A 14,533-nucleotide genomic window follows, 5' to 3' on the forward strand; every position below is an offset into this window, starting at 1 on the left:
CCGTGACGGCGCGATGACTTCGCGCCGCGAGGACCGTCGACACGATAAGGACACATTGTCGACGGAAGGAACCTCGCGGTGCGCAACGTGCTGTTGCAGATCATGGTGACACTGGACGGCTACGCGGCCGGCCCGGACGGAGCGCTCGACTGGATCGAAGTCGACGACCCCGAACTGGACGCCTACCTCGCCGAGCTGCTCGGCGGCGTCGATGCCCAGATCTTCGGGCGCACCTCCTACGAGCTGCTCGCGGGGTATTGGCCGGACGCGCAACGACATCCGGCGACGCCCGGGGACGCGATGCTCGCGCCGCTGGTCAACGCCCTGCCGAAACTCGTGCTGTCGCACCGGCCGGACCTGGAGCTGCCGTGGCAGCCCGCGCGCCGGATCGGCGCGGACCTGCCCGCCGAGATCGCGGAGCTGAAGAACGGCTCCGGCAAGCCGGTGGTGGTGTTCGCCGGTGTCCGCACCGCGCAGGAGTTCCTGGGTCTGGACGCGGTGGATGAGCTTCGGCTGCTGGTGTTTCCGGTGCTGCTCGGCGCGGGTAGCCCGCTTTTCGAGGGCGTCGCGCCGCGGCGGCTGCGGCTGGTGGACAGCGTGGCGTTCCGTGCCTCGGGCGTGCTGTTGCAGATCTATCGCCGGGCTCAGTAGCCCGCCACCGTGCCGTCACCGTCCACCAGCAGGTTGGCCAGGCTGCGAAAGATCGGCAGACCGGTCTTGACCTCGAGGTAGGCGAATTGGCCCTGCGGATTGACCTCGAGAAAGTAGTACTCCCCGTTGCGGCCCAACCGTATGTCGAGCACACCGAAGGACAACCCGAGCGCGCCCATCAAGGTGGCCAGGGACTTGCTCACCGCGGCGGGCAGGTGGTCGGGCGTGAAATCGACCGAGGTGTCCAGGCGCGAGTCGACCTTGCCCACGCCGGCCTGCGAGTCGATACGCACGGTCCACTCGACGCCGTCCACCCACACCACCCGCAGGTCGCAGACGGCGTCGACGTAGTCCTGGAAGGTCGTCGGCGCCGAACGGATCGCGGCCAGCCTGCCGAAATCGTCCCTGGAGATGATCCTGGTCTCGGCGAACTCCGCCCGGCTGGTGCCGGTGCGCTTGTAAACGACCGGGCCGGGCCGGGATTCGACGAAGCTGCGCGCCTCGTCCGGGTCGTTGGTGATCAACGTCTCCGGCACCGCGAACCCGGCCCGCAGCGCCGTCTCGAGTTGCACGATCTTGCGTCCCGCGGTGCGGTCCGCCCCGGGGTCGTTGACCCAGTGAGCGGGAATGGACCACAGCAGGCCCTGGATGAATCCATCGCACTCGGCCTGGCGAAAATCGTTGTCCGAGGCACGGACACCCGCGGGCACCCGCGCCGGATGCGGGCGCCGCCACCACACCGACCGGACATCGTCGAGGCCGATCAGGTGCGACAGCGAGCGTGCGGTGCCGAGCCGGTCCAATCGGAAGCTGCCGGACTCCCGGGGGAAATCGCGCAGGTCGAGCTGGATCGGGCCGATCCCGTGGTGTTCTCGTAACGTCGCCGCCATCGCGGTGGCGTGTAGATCATCGGATTCGGACACGATCAGAACCGAACTCCGCCGGCGTGCGGCCATCCGCCTGCCGCTCAGTCGAGGCTGTCGCAGTTGATGCCGTCGTCGCTGCCGTCGATCGACCTGGTCTGGCAGTAGGTGAAGGTCGCCCCGCTGACGCCGGGGATGTCGACGAGTTGCAGGCGGTCGGCCCAGATTTCGGTCAGCTGCCGCAACTGGTCGTCGCCGAGCGCCTCCGACGGCGACTCCGGAATGGTCATCGGCCGATCGATCAGGTCGATGCGCAGCCTGCGGGTGAAGTCGGCGGTGGCGCCCGCGCGGATGTCCACGAGCACCGGGCGGCCGTCCTGATCGGACTGCGGCACTGCGGAATCGACCACGCGCAAGACATCCGACCGACAGAACGTCCACGTTCCCTCGGCGACGCGTACGCTGATCTCGCGGTCCGATTCCGCGACCAGCAGACCCTGGAGCGGAGGAACGCGGTCACCTTTCGGCGTCGTCCCGGGAAGGTGGATTGCGTCGGTCATAGCCTTTTTCTCCGATCTGCTCACGATTTGCCACGACCCCCAAGCGTGTGAGCGATCATATCGCGGCAAGGGTCTTCGTCGGCTCGGATCGCGAGATTTCCCGGCCTGCGGCAAACCGAATTCCGATCGATAAGCGCCGAGGACCGAAAGATTTCCGGTAGTCTGGGAACGCGTACGGCGCAATCATCGAGCTATTCCGACGCGCTGCGTGAGGGTGCCCATAGCCCGATATTGGCGGCTGTGCATCTGTACTTTCGCGCCCCGCGGCGGAGGTGCGGACCGCCCGGAGACGACCGCTTCCGCGCGCGGCATCGTATTTCTTCCGCCCGTATGGGCGGCGCTTCGTCATCTCTCTGCTCGAATTCCATTGGCCCAACAAATCCGGGAGTCCCGCGAGCTCAACTGCGGTTCGCGTTGCGCTCCGCCCACCAGGCGGGGGCATCGATGAAGTGGTTGTCGAACTCGTCCTGCGCGGCGGCGAGATCGGCGATCGTGGCTTCGCCCGCGGCCATCCGTTCCAGCAGCCGGAAGTACTCGAACCGCTGCACGCCGGGAGTGAGCGCGATCAGAATCCGTGCCGTGCTGTCCGGCGCGGCGCCGAAGGCGTGCGGCATGAACTTCGGCACCACGATCGAACCGCCCGCGCCGACGGTGACGATCCGGTCACCGGCCAGCAGTTGCAATTCGCCCTCGGTGACATAGAACAGCTCGTCGGAACGCGTGTGATAGTGCGGCGCCGCGCCGTCCGCTCCGCGATCCATGGTGACCTCGAGCGTGCTGAGCCCGCCGCCTGCCTCTTCGGCGTCGATCAGCAGGCGCAGGGTGACCGCCGTCGTGCGCAGGATCTCCGCGTCCTGCGGCTGCCGGATCGCGACGTCCTTGCGCGGGGTGGGGATGGCCATCTCGATCTCCATTAGTTCGGTGATTGATAATTCGCTAGCGAACTATATCCCGGCGAATAGAATCCTGTCCATGACCGAGCGAAAAACGGACGCCGTCGACGCGATCGTGGCGCAGTGGGGGCGCGAACGTCCGGACCTCGACCTCGAGGCGATGGGCGTGATCGGGCGCCTGGGCAGGCTGTTGCTGGTGGCGCAGCGCGAGATCGAGGCGGTGTTCGGTAAGCACGGCCTGCAGCGCGGCGAGTTCGATGTGCTTGCCGCGCTGCGCCGTTCGGGCGAGCCGTGCGAGCTCAACCCGTCGGTGCTGGCCGACACGCTGATGCTCTCCCGGGCGGGCATGACCGGACGGCTGGACCGGCTGGAGTCGGCCGGGCTGGTGCGGCGGGTCGCGGACGCGCAGGACCGCAGAGCGGTACGCGTGGCCCTCACCGAGGCAGGGCGGGAACTGGTGGACCGGGTGGTCACCGAGCACGTCGCGAACGAGACCCGGATGCTGTCCGTGCTCACCGTAGCGGAACGGACAGAACTGGACCGGATCGCGCGAATTCTGCTGAGCAGCATGGAACCGGGCGCGTAGCGGCGGTAGCTCGCGCAGCCACCGACCCACCGAATCCCGCTCTACGTGGGAGAACTCGTGCCGCGATGAGGTAGCCCGATACTCGTGTCAGCGGGGTCGCCCGGGTCTACCTTGAGATTCCGTGCCGAAGGGGTCGGTGCGGTTGGGGCAAGGAGGACACGATGATCGACATCATCACTTTCCGCGGCACCGGCGAGCCGCGCAACTCCGACGGAACGCCCGCGGGCATGCTGCACGACGTCACGAAATTACTCGACACCGGCAAGTTCAGCTGCTTCGAACCGGATTGGCCCGCTTCGGTGGGCCCCGTGCCGGAGGCATGGGGGCCTTCGCTGGAGACCTCGGTGCGGCGCGGCATCGCCGCGGGCGTGCAGGCGATCCAGGACTCGCCGAACGTCTGCGGGCTGCTGAGCTATTCGCTCGGCGGCATCTGCGCCAGCCGGATCCTGGAGGGCGTCCAGTCGGGAAAGTACAAGAACGTCGACGGCACGCCGTTGGAGATCGCTTTTGTGGTCGGCATCGCCAACCCCTTGCGCCGGGCCGGGCAGTCGGTCGGAAATCTCTGCCCGGCGAACACCTTCGGCCTGCACGGGCAGCGGGGCGCGTGGCCGGCCTCGGTGGCGGTGCGCGAATACGCCAACCCCGGCGACATCATCACCGCGTCCCCGTCGAATTCCCCGCTGCGCATCATCGACGTGGGTATCTCGCCGTTCTCGTTCGTCGAAGGGGCTCGCATCGGCGACGTCGCGCCGCTGATCTTCGCCGAACTGCTCGAGATCCTGCTGCGCGACCCGATCGGCAACCTCGACCGCTACACCGCCGCGGTCCGCGGCGTCGTCGGCTATCTCACCCCCTGGCCCTACGGCCAGCACGTCCTCTACAACCACCAGCACATGCCGGGGACGAACGTCCCGTGGACAACGCATGCCGCGGAGTACATCAATACGACGTTCTGAGCATCCCCCTCCGCAAGCACTGACGCGCCCCCGCCGCCGCGAATCCTGCGCCATCCGACCGGCACGGCCCGAGACCCGCAGCGGCGGGGGAGCGCTCACTGCTTGCGACGAACCGAAGCTTCGACGAGATCCAAGACGGCGGAGAGGTTCTCGTTGGTGTGCCCGGAGGCGATCCGGGCGATCAGTCCGTCGAGGACGAGGTCGAGGTAGCCGAGCAGGACGTCGGTGGGCACGTCGTCACGCAGCGCGCCCGCGGCCTTGCGCCGTTCCAGCCGGGCCAGGGTGGCCGCGGTGAGCTCGGCCGAACGCTGGGTCCAGCCTGCCCGGAATTCGGGATCGGTACGCAGCCGCCGCGCGATCTCCAATCGCGTGCCGAGCCAGTTGAACTGCTCCGGGTGGGCGAGCATGTCGCGCATCACCTGCACGATGCCCTGGTTGGCCGCGACGTCGGCCATGCGTTCGGCGTCTTCCTGGGCGAGGGCGAGGAACAGCGCGTCCTTGTCCCGGAAGTGGTGGAAGATGGCGCCCCTGGATAGCCCGATCTCCTCCTCGAGGCGGCGCACGGTGGCGCCGTCGTAGCCGTATTCGGCGAAGCAACGGCGTGCGCCGTCCAGAATCTGGCTGCGCCGGGCGGCGAGGTGATCGTCACTGACCTTGGGCACGGAATCCTCCAGTGGGGAAACACGGACCCCCGCATCGACGGTCCACCGATGCGGGGGTTCTCACAGTACGAGCGAGACGAGCAGTGATCCGAGCGACCGCGATGACGGCGCGCCGGGGACTGACAACCCAGGTGCTCGCGGAGATGCGGCCGCTTGCGCGATCGCGACTCCGCCGGGAGCGAGTGTTACGAGCGACGTTCGCGCCCGTCTCGTGTTCGCGTGCCCGAAGCGCGTGCGCCGCAGGCGCGAGTCCTGGGCGCGCGAACACGAGACTTCAGAGGCGCGAACACGCGCCGCCGAAGGCGGCGCAATCAGGCCCTGATCATGTTGCGCAGCACGTACTGCAGAATGCCGCCGTTGCGGTAGTAGTCGGCCTCACCGGGGGTGTCGATCCGCACGACCGCGTCGAAGGTGATCTTGTCACCGTTCTCCTTGGTCGCGGTGACCTTCAGGGTCTTCGGGGTGACACCCTCGTTCAGCTGGGTGATGCCCTCGATGTCGAAGGTCTCGGTGCCGTCCAGCTTCAGCGACGCGGCCGACTCGCCCGCCGGGAACTGCAGCGGGATGACGCCCATGCCGATGAGGTTGGAGCGGTGGATGCGCTCGAACGACTCGGTGATGACGGCCCGCACGCCCAGCAGGCTGGTGCCCTTGGCGGCCCAGTCACGCGAGGATCCCGAGCCGTACTCCTTGCCGCCGAGCACGACCAGCGGGATGCCCGCGGCCTGGTAGTTCTGCGACGCGTCGTAGATGAACGCCTGGGGGCCGCCGTCCTGGGTGAAGTCGCGGGTGTAGCCACCGGAGACGTCGTCGAGCAGCTGGTTGCGCAGCCGGATGTTGGCGAAGGTGCCGCGGATCATCACCTCGTGGTTGCCGCGGCGCGAGCCGTAGGAGTTGTAGTCCTTGCGCTCGACGCCGTTGGCCTCCAGGTACTGGGCGGCCGGGGTGCCCGGCTTGATGTTGCCCGCCGGGGAGATGTGGTCGGTGGTGACCGAGTCGCCGAGCAGTGCGAGCACCCGGGCGCCCTTGATGTCGGTGACCGGCTCCGGCGTCTGCGGCATGCCCTCGAAGTACGGAGGCTTGCGCACGTAGGTGGACTGCGGATCCCACTCGAAGGTCTTGCCCTCCGGCGTGGGCAGGCCACGCCAGCGCTCGTCGCCCCGGAAGACGTCCTTGTAGTCCTCGAGGAACATGTCGCGGCTGATGACCCGGTCGATGGTGTCCTGGATCTCCTGCGGCGCGGGCCAGATGTCCTTCAGGAAGACATCGTTGCCCTCGGTGTCCTGGCCCAGCGGGTCGTTCTCGAAGTCGAAGTCCATGGTTCCCGCGAGCGCGTAGGCGATGACCAGCGGCGGGGAGGCCAGGTAGTTCATCTTCACGTCGGGGGAGATGCGGCCTTCGAAGTTGCGGTTGCCCGACAGTACCGCGGTGACGGTGAGGTCGTTGTCGTTGACCGCCTTCGAGATCTCCTCGGGCAGCGGGCCGGTGTTGCCGATGCAGGTGGCGCAACCGAACGCGACCAGGTTGAAGCCCAGCTTGTCCAGGTACGGCCACAGGCCGGCCTTCTCGTAGTAGCCGTTGACGACCTGTGAGCCCGGCGCCATGGAGGTCTTCACCCACGGCTTGCGGGCCAGGCCCTTCTCCACCGCGTTGCGGGCCAGCAGGGCCGCGCCGATCATGACCGACGGGTTGGAGGTGTTGGTGCAGGAGGTGATCGAGGCGACCACGACGGCGCCGTGGTCGAGCACGAAGTCGCCGTACTCCTCGGTGCGGACCGCCACCGGCTTGGACGGACGGCCCTCGGCGCCGTTGGCGGCCGACACCAGCGACTCGGTGCCGTCGTCGGCGAAGGACAGCACGGCCGGGTCGCTCGCCGGGAAGGATTCCTCCACGGCCTCGTCCAGCTTGCTGTGCGGGGTGTCGGCGGCGGGGCCGCTCTCCGCGTCGCTGGTGTAGTTGTGGATGTCCTTGCGGAACGCGACCTTGGACTCCGACAACAGGATCCGGTCCTGCGGCCGCTTCGGGCCCGCGATGGACGGCACCACGGTGCTCAGATCCAGTTCGAGGTACTCGGAGTAGGCGGGTTCGGTGTCGGCGTCGTGCCAGAGGCCCTGCTCCTTGGCGTACGCCTCGACCAGCGCGACCTGCTCGTCGGAGCGGCCGGTCAGGCGCAGGTACTCGACGGTCACCTCATCGATCGGGAAGATCGCGGCCGTGGAACCGAATTCGGGGCTCATGTTGCCGAGGGTGGCGCGGTTGGCCAGCGGCACCTCGGCCACGCCCTTGCCGTAGAACTCGACGAACTTGCCGACCACGCCGTGCTTGCGCAGCATGTCGGTGACAGTGAGCACCACGTCGGTCGCGGTCACGCCCGGGTTGATCTCGCCGGTCAGCTTGAAGCCGACCACGCGCGGGATCAGCATCGAGACGGGCTGGCCGAGCATGGCCGCCTCGGCCTCGATGCCGCCGACGCCCCAGCCGAGGACGCCGAGGCCGTTGACCATGGTGGTGTGCGAGTCGGTGCCGACGCAGGTGTCGGGGTAGGCCTGGCCGTTGCGGACCATGACGACGCGGGCCAAGTGCTCGATGTTGACCTGGTGCACGATGCCGGTGCTGGGCGGGACGACCTTGAAGTCGTCGAACGCGGTCTGGCCCCAGCGCAGGAACTGGTAGCGCTCACCGTTGCGCTGGTACTCGATGTCGACGTTGCGCTCGAAGGCGTCGGCGCGGCCGAAGACGTCGATGATGACGGAGTGGTCGATGACCATCTCGGCGGGGGCGAGCGGGTTCACCTTGTCCGGGTCGCCGCCCAGGGTGGCCACGGCCTCGCGCATGGTGGCGAGGTCGACGATGCACGGCACGCCGGTGAAGTCCTGCATGATCACGCGGGCGGGGGTGAACTGGATCTCGGTGTTCGGCTGCGCCGACGGATCCCATTTCGCGATGGCGCGAATATGATCTGCGGTGATGTTGGCGCCGTCCTCGGTGCGGAGGAGATTCTCCGCGAGGACCTTCAGTGCGTAGGGGAGTTTCTCGGTGCCGGGCACGGCGGAGAGGCGGAAGATCTCGTAGGAGTTGCTTCCCACCTCGAGGGTGCCCTTGGCGCCGAAAGTATCGATACTTGTCGTCACGTCAGCTCCACTCGTCTGTGAGGGCGGCCGCCGGCGGGGCTGTGCCGGCGACCGAGTCTTCGGAGGTGCTCCGGCGCCGCTGGGGCGCAGGTTCCTCGCGCCTACGACCTTAACAGTACGCTTGTCCTGTGAAATACCAGGGGGCGGTTCGGCGTGCCGCGCTCGCGTGATGCGACACTCCGTCGCGTACTGTGCTTTCGAGCCAGCAAGGGGGACCTCGCTCGACCCTGCAGTGTTGGATGCCCGTCGCTTCGGTTGCCGATGCGGCTCGACAGACCGGATGGAAGATGACCGCCCCGCACAACTCGGTTTTCGCCCCTATGGCCGCCGAACTGCCGCCCAATGTGACCGCCGACACCGTTCGCTCGCTCACCGCCGACCTGGCCGATGATCACGTCGCGACGCTGACCGGCAAGGACGAGCCCGAGTTGGCCGCCATCGCCGCGGAGGCGCGATCGCAGGGAATCCCGCTGAGCATCGTGGTCGTCCCCGGCAATCCAGGACACGACTCGAGCCTACGGGACCTGGCCACCGAGGTGGGCAAGACGCAGCACGGCACCGTCGTCGTCTTCAGTGACGACTGGATCGGCACCTACAGCGATTCGATCAGCCGGGTACGGCTGGAATGGGCCGAGGACGCCGCGAAGGGCACGCAGGGCAAGAGCGGGGAGGCCGCGAGCATCTTCGCGGCCCGCCTGGAGGCGCCGGAGTCGGTGTCGTGGACCGCGATCACCAGCGCGCTGCTGGCCGGGACGGTGGTGGCCATCGCGGGACTGTATTGGGTCAAGGCCCGGCGAGCGGCCGGCGAGGCGGCGCCGGTGCGAGTCGCGAGCGATCGGCGGGCGGCGGAGGGCGAGTCGCCCGACGCGCGTACCAGCTGAGTTCGGCACAGCGCGCCTCGGCGCGCTCGGCTGAGGCCGACTCGATCCTCGCCGGATTGTCCTTCGCCCCGATCGACCACGGCTGTCGGGAATTGCCGAGGCGGATACCTCTGTCGCACCAGTGTGAGTCCGCCGTGACCTTCGCTCGATGTGAAGGTCACCCCTGCCCGCTTCTGGGAGCCAACCGGGCTATCGGTTTCTGGGCAGTTGATTTTCCGAACGGTTGGTCTGCTGTGGCTCGCTGAATCAGCTGCGGTGATTAGCAAACTTCTAGCAATCAAGAATCCTGGGCGCATAGTTGCGTGAATGTTGTTTCGTCGGTGACGGAAGTGTCTTACGGTTCGAATGGTCCCTGATGGGGAATAAGTGTTTTCAGAGGCCATCTGTCGACCACAGTGCGTCATGGTTCGCCTGATGCCCTCGAGGATTACCGGAATCCGGTCCTTGGAGGTGTGATGCGCAACAATGGCGCGCCGACCTACCGGCGCCGACTATCGGTCGCTGTGGGATTGCTGATCTCGGTCGCTGTAGTGGTCACGACCGGGCCGGTCGCTGCCGTGCCGCCTGCTCCGCCAAATCCCAGCGACGGCCAGATCGCCCAGGCGGGCGCACAGGTCGACGCCGGTGTGGCCGAGGTCGGCACCCTGATCAACCAGGTCGCCGCGGTCGACCACCAGCTGCGGCAGCTCGACGAGGTGGTCGCGCAGCGCCGCGAAGACGTCAACAAGGCGCTGGTCGACCTGCAGAACGCGCGCGACGCCGCGGACGCGGCCGCCGCCGTGGTGGTCGACACCCAGCTCGCCTTGGCCGACGCCGCGGAACAGGTCGGCCAGGCGCGGCGCAACTTCGACCAGTTCGCCACCCAGGTCTATACCCGGCCCGGCTCCGACTCGATGGTCACCTACCTCGCGGCGGCCACCCCGGCGGTCGCGCTGGACCGGGCGCAGCTGCTGGACCTGGTCTCCAAGAATCGCCAGCAGGTGCTGGACGGCCTGCGGCGCGCGCAGATCGACCATGGCAACAAGAACTCCAGCGCCCGGCGGGCGAAGTCGGACGCCGACGCGGCCGCCGCCACCGCCGCCGCGCGCAAGACCGACGCCGAGAACGCGGTCGCCGCGGCCAAGACCGAACTCGACCAGCAGACCGCGCAGCGCGACGGCCTGCTGCGCCTGCGCCACGACGCCCAAGGCCGGCTGGATCAGGCGCGGCGGAACGTGGCAGGGCTACAGGACCAGCGCGACGCCTACCTGGCCTGGGACGCGCTGCGCAAAGCGGAGGAGGCCGCGGTCCGCGCCGCCGCCGCGGCGGCCGCCGACCGCGCGGCCGCCGACCGGGCCGCCCGCGACCGCGCCGCCGAGCTCAGCGCCGGCAAGCGCCCGCACACCCAGTTGGAGGACGCCCCACCGCCGCGGCGCAGCGCGCCCCGGCCGAACCCGCCGTCGGTGGGAGGCTCGTCGGCGATCGAGATCGTGGTCGATCGCGCCATGTCGCAACTGGGCGTCACCTACGCGTGGGGCGGCGGCGACGAGGACGGGCCGACCCTCGGCATCCGCGACGGCGGCGTCGCCGACCGGCACGGCGACTACGACAAGGTGGGCTTCGACTGCTCCGGGTTGATGGTCTACGCGTTCGCCGGCATCGGCGTCTCGCTGCCGCACTACAGCGGCTACCAGTACAACGCGGGCACCCGGGTGCCGGTCGGCGATCGCGAACGCGGCGACATGCTGTTCTGGGGGCCGAACGGCAGTCAGCACGTGGCGCTGTATCTCGGCGACGGGAAGATGGTGGAGGCGCCGGAGTCCGGCGACGTGGTCAAAGTGTCCCCGGTCCGGGAGGGCGGCATCATGCCGTTCGCGGTGCGCATCGTCTCCTGATATCGGACATTCCGGGTATCGCGCTGGGCCGCGGGACCGCCGAATTCCCATTCTGTCGGGTCCGGTTGCGGCACAGGCGGTGATTACCTGGAATAGTTGTGGCAGCACGCACAGGACCAAGGCGAAAGCGGGGATGTTGGTGACTTCGACGGACGGTGTGAGCGGAGCGAACTCGGCGAAGGATGTGCCGGTTTCCACGCCCAGCACCCTCGAGCGTGACGTCCAGACCCTGGAGAAGGCGATCTACGAGGTCAAGCGGGTGATCGTGGGCCAGGACCGCCTGGTCGAGCGACTGCTCGTCGGCGTGCTCGCGCGTGGTCACGTCCTGCTGGAAGGTGTTCCCGGCATCGCGAAGACGCTCGCGGTGGAGACCTTCGCCAAGGTGGTCGGCGGCTCGTTCTCCCGCGTCCAGTTCACGCCCGACCTGGTGCCCACCGACCTCATCGGTACCCGCATCTACCGGCAGGGCCGCGAGCAGTTCGACACCGAACTCGGCCCGGTCGTCGCGAACTTCGTGCTCGCCGACGAGATCAACCGCGCGCCAGCCAAGGTGCAGTCGGCGCTGCTCGAGGTGATGGCCGAGCGGCACGTGTCGATCGGCGGCAAGACCTACCCGATGCCCGACCCGTTCCTGGTCATGGCGACGCAGAACCCGATCGAGAGCGAGGGCGTGTACCCGCTGCCCGAGGCGCAGCGCGACCGCTTCCTGTTCAAGGTCGTCGTCGACTACCCGTCGGTGGAGGAGGAGCGCGAGATCATCTACCGGATGGGCGTCACCCCGCCGGAGGCGGGCCGGATCCTGGAGCCGGAGGAACTGATCCGCCTGCAGAAGGTCGCGGCCAACACCTTCGTGCACCATGCCCTGGTCGACTACGTGGTCCGGGTGATCGCGGCGACCCGCAAGCCGGCCGATTTCGGCATGCAGGATGTGGCCAGCTGGATCTCCTACGGCGCCTCGCCGCGCGCCAGCCTCGGCATCATCGCCGCGGCTCGTGCGGTCGCGCTGATCCGCGGCCGCGACTACGTGGTGCCGCAGGACGTCGTCGAAGTGATTCCGGACGTGTTGCGTCATCGTCTGGTGCTGTCCTACGACGCGCTCGCCGACGAGATCAGCCCGGAAGACGTGATCAAGCGTGTTCTGCAGACCGTCGGCATGCCGCAGGTCGCCCCGCAGGCCGTCGCGCCGGGCGCGCCCGCCGCCCCGGCGCAGGGCGCCGGGCAGCAACAGCAGATTCCGCAGCCGCCCTCGCCGCAGCAGGCGGTGCCCCAGCCGCCCAACGGGCAGCAGTCGCAGCCCGCGGGCACCCTCCCGCCGAAGTGACCTCCGCATCGGATTCGGTTGCGCCAGTGCCGATGTCATCGTCCCACGCACCGCCGTCCTTCCACGCGGGGGAGCTGACCGACCCCAGGCTCACGGTCGCGCTCAAGACCCTCGAACTCACCGTGCGCCGCAGGCTCGACGGCGTGCTGCACGGTGATCATCTCGGTCTCATTCCCGGGCCCGGCTCCGAGCCGGGGGAGGCGCGCGCCTACCAGCCGGGTGACGACGTCCGCCAGATGGATTGGTCGGTCACCGCCCGGACCACCCATCCGCACGTGCGGCAGATGATCGCCGATCGGGAGCTGGAGACCTGGATGGTCGTCGATCTGTCGGCCAGCCTCGACTTCGGCACCGCCGCCTGTCAGAAGCGCGATCTCGCGATCGCCGCCGCGGCCGCGATCACCCATCTGACCAGCGGCGGCGGCAACCGGATCGGCGCGGTCGTCGCCACCGGCGAACGGTTGACCCGTATCCCGGCGCGCGGCGGGCGGGTGCACGCCCAGTCGCTGCTGCGCAGCATCGCGACCACGCCGCACGCGCGCGACGGTGTGCGCGGCGACCTGCGTGGCGGCATCGAATCGCTGCGCCGTCCCCAGCGCAAACGCGGACTCGCGGTGATCATCAGCGACTTTCTGGGTGACATCGACTGGCAGCGGTCGTTACGCGCGATCTCGGCCAGGCACGATCTGCTGGCGGTCGAAGTGCTCGACCCGCGCGACCTGTCGCTGCCCGACATCGGCGACGTCGTGCTGCACGACCCGGAGACCGGGCGCACCCGCGAGTTCAGCGTGACCTCCAGTTTGCGCGCCGATTTCGCGGCCGCCGCCCAGCGCCACCGTGAGCAGGTCGAACAGGCCCTGCGCAGCTGCGGCGCTCCGGTGCTGACCCTGCGAACCGATCGGGACTGGATCGCCGACGTGGTCCGGTTCGTGTCCACCCGGCGCCACAGCTTCGGCGCCCCGACCGGGCGGGTGCCACGTCAGTGAGTATTTCGCATTTCACCGCACAGATCTGGCTCGGATTCCTCGCCGTCATCGCGCTGATTGCGCTCGGCTACGTCCTGGTGCAGCGCAACCGGCGCAAGCACATGTTGAAGTTCACCAACATGGAGCTGCTGGAGAAGGTCGCTCCGTCGCGGCCGAGCCCGTTCCGCCACGTGGCCGTCGCGCTGCTGCTGGTCGGCCTGGTGTTCCTCACCGTCGCCGCCGCGGGGCCCACCGCGGTCAAGAAGGTGCCGCGCAATCGGGCGACCGTCATGCTGGTGATGGACGTGTCGCTGTCGATGGAGGCGACCGACGTGGCCCCGAGCCGCATCCAGGTCGCCAAGCAGGCGGGCAAGGACTTCGTCGACGGGCTGCCCGAGGGCGTGAACATCGGGTTCGTCACCTTCGCAGGCACCGCCTCGGTGATGGTCTCGCCCACGACCAACCACGAATCGGTCAAAGCCGCGATAGACAACGTCCGGCTTGCCGAGCGCACCGCCACCGGCGAAGGGATCCACACCGCGCTACAGGCGATACAGACTCTCGCTTCGGTACTCGGCGGCGGCCAGGAGCCCCCGCCTGCCCGGATCGTGCTCATGTCGGACGGTAAACAGACCGTTCCGGATTTCAAGGACTACGACAATCCTCGGCACGAGTACGTCGCGGCCCGGCTGGCGAAGACCAAGAATATTCCGATCTCGACCATTTCCTTCGGCACTGCCTGGGGAGTCGTCGAGATTCCGCGCGAGGACGGGACGCGCGATCGCGTGGAAGTCAAGGTCGATGACGACGCGATGCGGGAAATCGCGCGTCTGAGTGGCGGAGAGTTCTACACGGCGGCTTCCTTCGACGAGTTGACGAAGGTGTACAACACGCTCGAGGAACAGATCGGATTCGAGCTGACCCGGGGTGACGCGAGCCGACCGTGGCTGTTGCTAGGCCTGCTGCTCGTCGCGACGGGAATCGTCACAGGTCTGCTCTATCGGCAACGGCTGCCGTAGTCGAAGCGGCGGAAAGATGTTGTCCGCCAAGAGGAGTCCCGGTACGCTCGGCCCGTATCGTCAGGGAGGGAGTATCGATGCGTACCATAATCGCGTCCGCAGCAGCCATTTTCACTGCGATGTTTCTCGTCGGAGCACCGGAAGCGGCCGCCGCGCCGTCATGCCCGAACG

Annotated in this window: 13 protein-coding genes; 8 read left to right on the forward strand and 5 right to left on the reverse strand. The window is 68.2% G+C overall.

Annotated features, from left to right (window positions below):
• The first annotated feature begins 78 nt into the window (after positions 1–78).
• Positions 79–651, forward strand: coding sequence for a dihydrofolate reductase family protein (locus LTT66_RS26200; protein ID WP_233061057.1), 573 nt, complete (start codon positions 79–81; stop codon positions 649–651).
• On the opposite strand, the gene LTT66_RS26205 is transcribed toward LTT66_RS26200, so the two are convergent.
• From LTT66_RS26205 to LTT66_RS26215, 3 genes are all read right to left on the reverse strand, one after another.
• A complete protein-coding gene (locus tag LTT66_RS26205) occupies positions 645–1,574 on the reverse strand; it encodes a hypothetical protein (RefSeq protein WP_233061058.1) in 930 nt (309 codons plus the stop codon). The two genes, LTT66_RS26200 and LTT66_RS26205, sit on opposite strands and share 7 nt — an antisense overlap.
• Positions 1,575–1,618: 44 nt before the next feature.
• Positions 1,619–2,074 (reverse strand): hypothetical protein, encoded by a 456-nt coding sequence (locus LTT66_RS26210; protein WP_181722420.1) that lies wholly within the window; start codon positions 2,072–2,074, stop codon positions 1,619–1,621.
• Positions 2,075–2,472: 398 nt separating this feature from the next.
• Complete coding sequence (locus tag LTT66_RS26215; RefSeq protein ID WP_233061059.1) at positions 2,473–2,976, reverse strand: cupin domain-containing protein; 504 nt, start codon at positions 2,974–2,976, stop codon at positions 2,473–2,475.
• Positions 2,977–3,046: 70 nt separating this feature from the next.
• On the opposite strand from LTT66_RS26215, the gene LTT66_RS26220 reads away from it, so the two are divergent.
• Together LTT66_RS26220 and LTT66_RS26225 are read left to right on the forward strand one after the other, a co-directional pair.
• The gene (locus LTT66_RS26220) at positions 3,047–3,553 is read left to right on the forward strand and encodes a MarR family winged helix-turn-helix transcriptional regulator (RefSeq protein WP_181722418.1); all 507 of its coding nucleotides are present in this window, start codon (positions 3,047–3,049) and stop codon (positions 3,551–3,553) included.
• A gap of 161 nt (positions 3,554–3,714) precedes the next feature.
• Positions 3,715–4,509, forward strand: coding sequence for a hypothetical protein (locus LTT66_RS26225; protein ID WP_233061060.1), 795 nt, complete (start codon positions 3,715–3,717; stop codon positions 4,507–4,509).
• Positions 4,510–4,604: 95 nt separating this feature from the next.
• On the opposite strand, the gene LTT66_RS26230 is transcribed toward LTT66_RS26225, so the two are convergent.
• A complete protein-coding gene (locus LTT66_RS26230; protein ID WP_039798681.1) occupies positions 4,605–5,171 on the reverse strand; it encodes a TetR/AcrR family transcriptional regulator in 567 nt (188 codons plus the stop codon).
• Between the two features lie 311 nt (positions 5,172–5,482).
• Positions 5,483–8,302 (reverse strand): aconitate hydratase AcnA, encoded by a 2,820-nt coding sequence (gene acnA, locus LTT66_RS26235; protein ID WP_233061061.1) that lies wholly within the window; start codon positions 8,300–8,302, stop codon positions 5,483–5,485.
• A gap of 287 nt (positions 8,303–8,589) precedes the next feature.
• Here acnA and LTT66_RS26240 point away from each other — a divergent pair, with 287 nt between their 5' ends.
• From LTT66_RS26240 to LTT66_RS26260, 5 genes are all read left to right on the forward strand, one after another.
• On the forward strand, positions 8,590–9,183 hold the full coding sequence (locus tag LTT66_RS26240; protein ID WP_233061062.1) for an Rv1476 family membrane protein: 594 nt from the start codon (positions 8,590–8,592) through the stop codon (positions 9,181–9,183).
• A 455-nt stretch (positions 9,184–9,638) separates the two neighbouring features.
• Entirely contained in the window at positions 9,639–11,057 is a 1,419-nt protein-coding gene (locus LTT66_RS26245) for an NlpC/P60 family protein (protein WP_233061063.1), read from the forward strand.
• A gap of 133 nt (positions 11,058–11,190) precedes the next feature.
• Positions 11,191–12,378 carry an AAA family ATPase gene (locus LTT66_RS26250; RefSeq protein ID WP_233061064.1) on the forward strand — a complete coding sequence of 396 codons (1,188 nt, stop codon included), beginning with the start codon at positions 11,191–11,193 and terminating at the stop codon, positions 12,376–12,378.
• 32 nt (positions 12,379–12,410) lie between these two features.
• Entirely contained in the window at positions 12,411–13,364 is a 954-nt protein-coding gene (locus LTT66_RS26255) for a DUF58 domain-containing protein (protein WP_043693557.1), read from the forward strand.
• Positions 13,361–14,362 (forward strand): VWA domain-containing protein, encoded by a 1,002-nt coding sequence (locus tag LTT66_RS26260; protein ID WP_181722412.1) that lies wholly within the window; start codon positions 13,361–13,363, stop codon positions 14,360–14,362. The genes LTT66_RS26255 and LTT66_RS26260 overlap by 4 nt, the downstream gene beginning before the upstream one ends.
• Positions 14,363–14,533 lie beyond the last annotated feature (171 nt).

This window comes from Nocardia gipuzkoensis (genome assembly GCF_021183645.1).
GTDB lineage: Bacteria > Actinomycetota > Actinomycetes > Mycobacteriales > Mycobacteriaceae > Nocardia > Nocardia abscessus.

Coding starts and splice junctions, on each gene's coding strand:
- LTT66_RS26210 (WP_181722420.1), bottom strand. CDS start 2,074: ATGACCGACGCAATCCACCTTCCCGGGACGACGCCGAAAGGTGACCGC.
- LTT66_RS26215 (WP_233061059.1), bottom strand. CDS start 2,976: ATGGCCATCCCCACCCCGCGCAAGGACGTCGCGATCCGGCAGCCGCAG.
- LTT66_RS26220 (WP_181722418.1), top strand. CDS start 3,047: ATGACCGAGCGAAAAACGGACGCCGTCGACGCGATCGTGGCGCAGTGG.
- LTT66_RS26225 (WP_233061060.1), top strand. CDS start 3,715: ATGATCGACATCATCACTTTCCGCGGCACCGGCGAGCCGCGCAACTCC.
- LTT66_RS26240 (WP_233061062.1), top strand. CDS start 8,590: ATGACCGCCCCGCACAACTCGGTTTTCGCCCCTATGGCCGCCGAACTG.
- LTT66_RS26245 (WP_233061063.1), top strand. CDS start 9,639: ATGCGCAACAATGGCGCGCCGACCTACCGGCGCCGACTATCGGTCGCT.
- LTT66_RS26250 (WP_233061064.1), top strand. CDS start 11,191: ATGTTGGTGACTTCGACGGACGGTGTGAGCGGAGCGAACTCGGCGAAG.
- LTT66_RS26255 (WP_043693557.1), top strand. CDS start 12,411: ATGTCATCGTCCCACGCACCGCCGTCCTTCCACGCGGGGGAGCTGACC.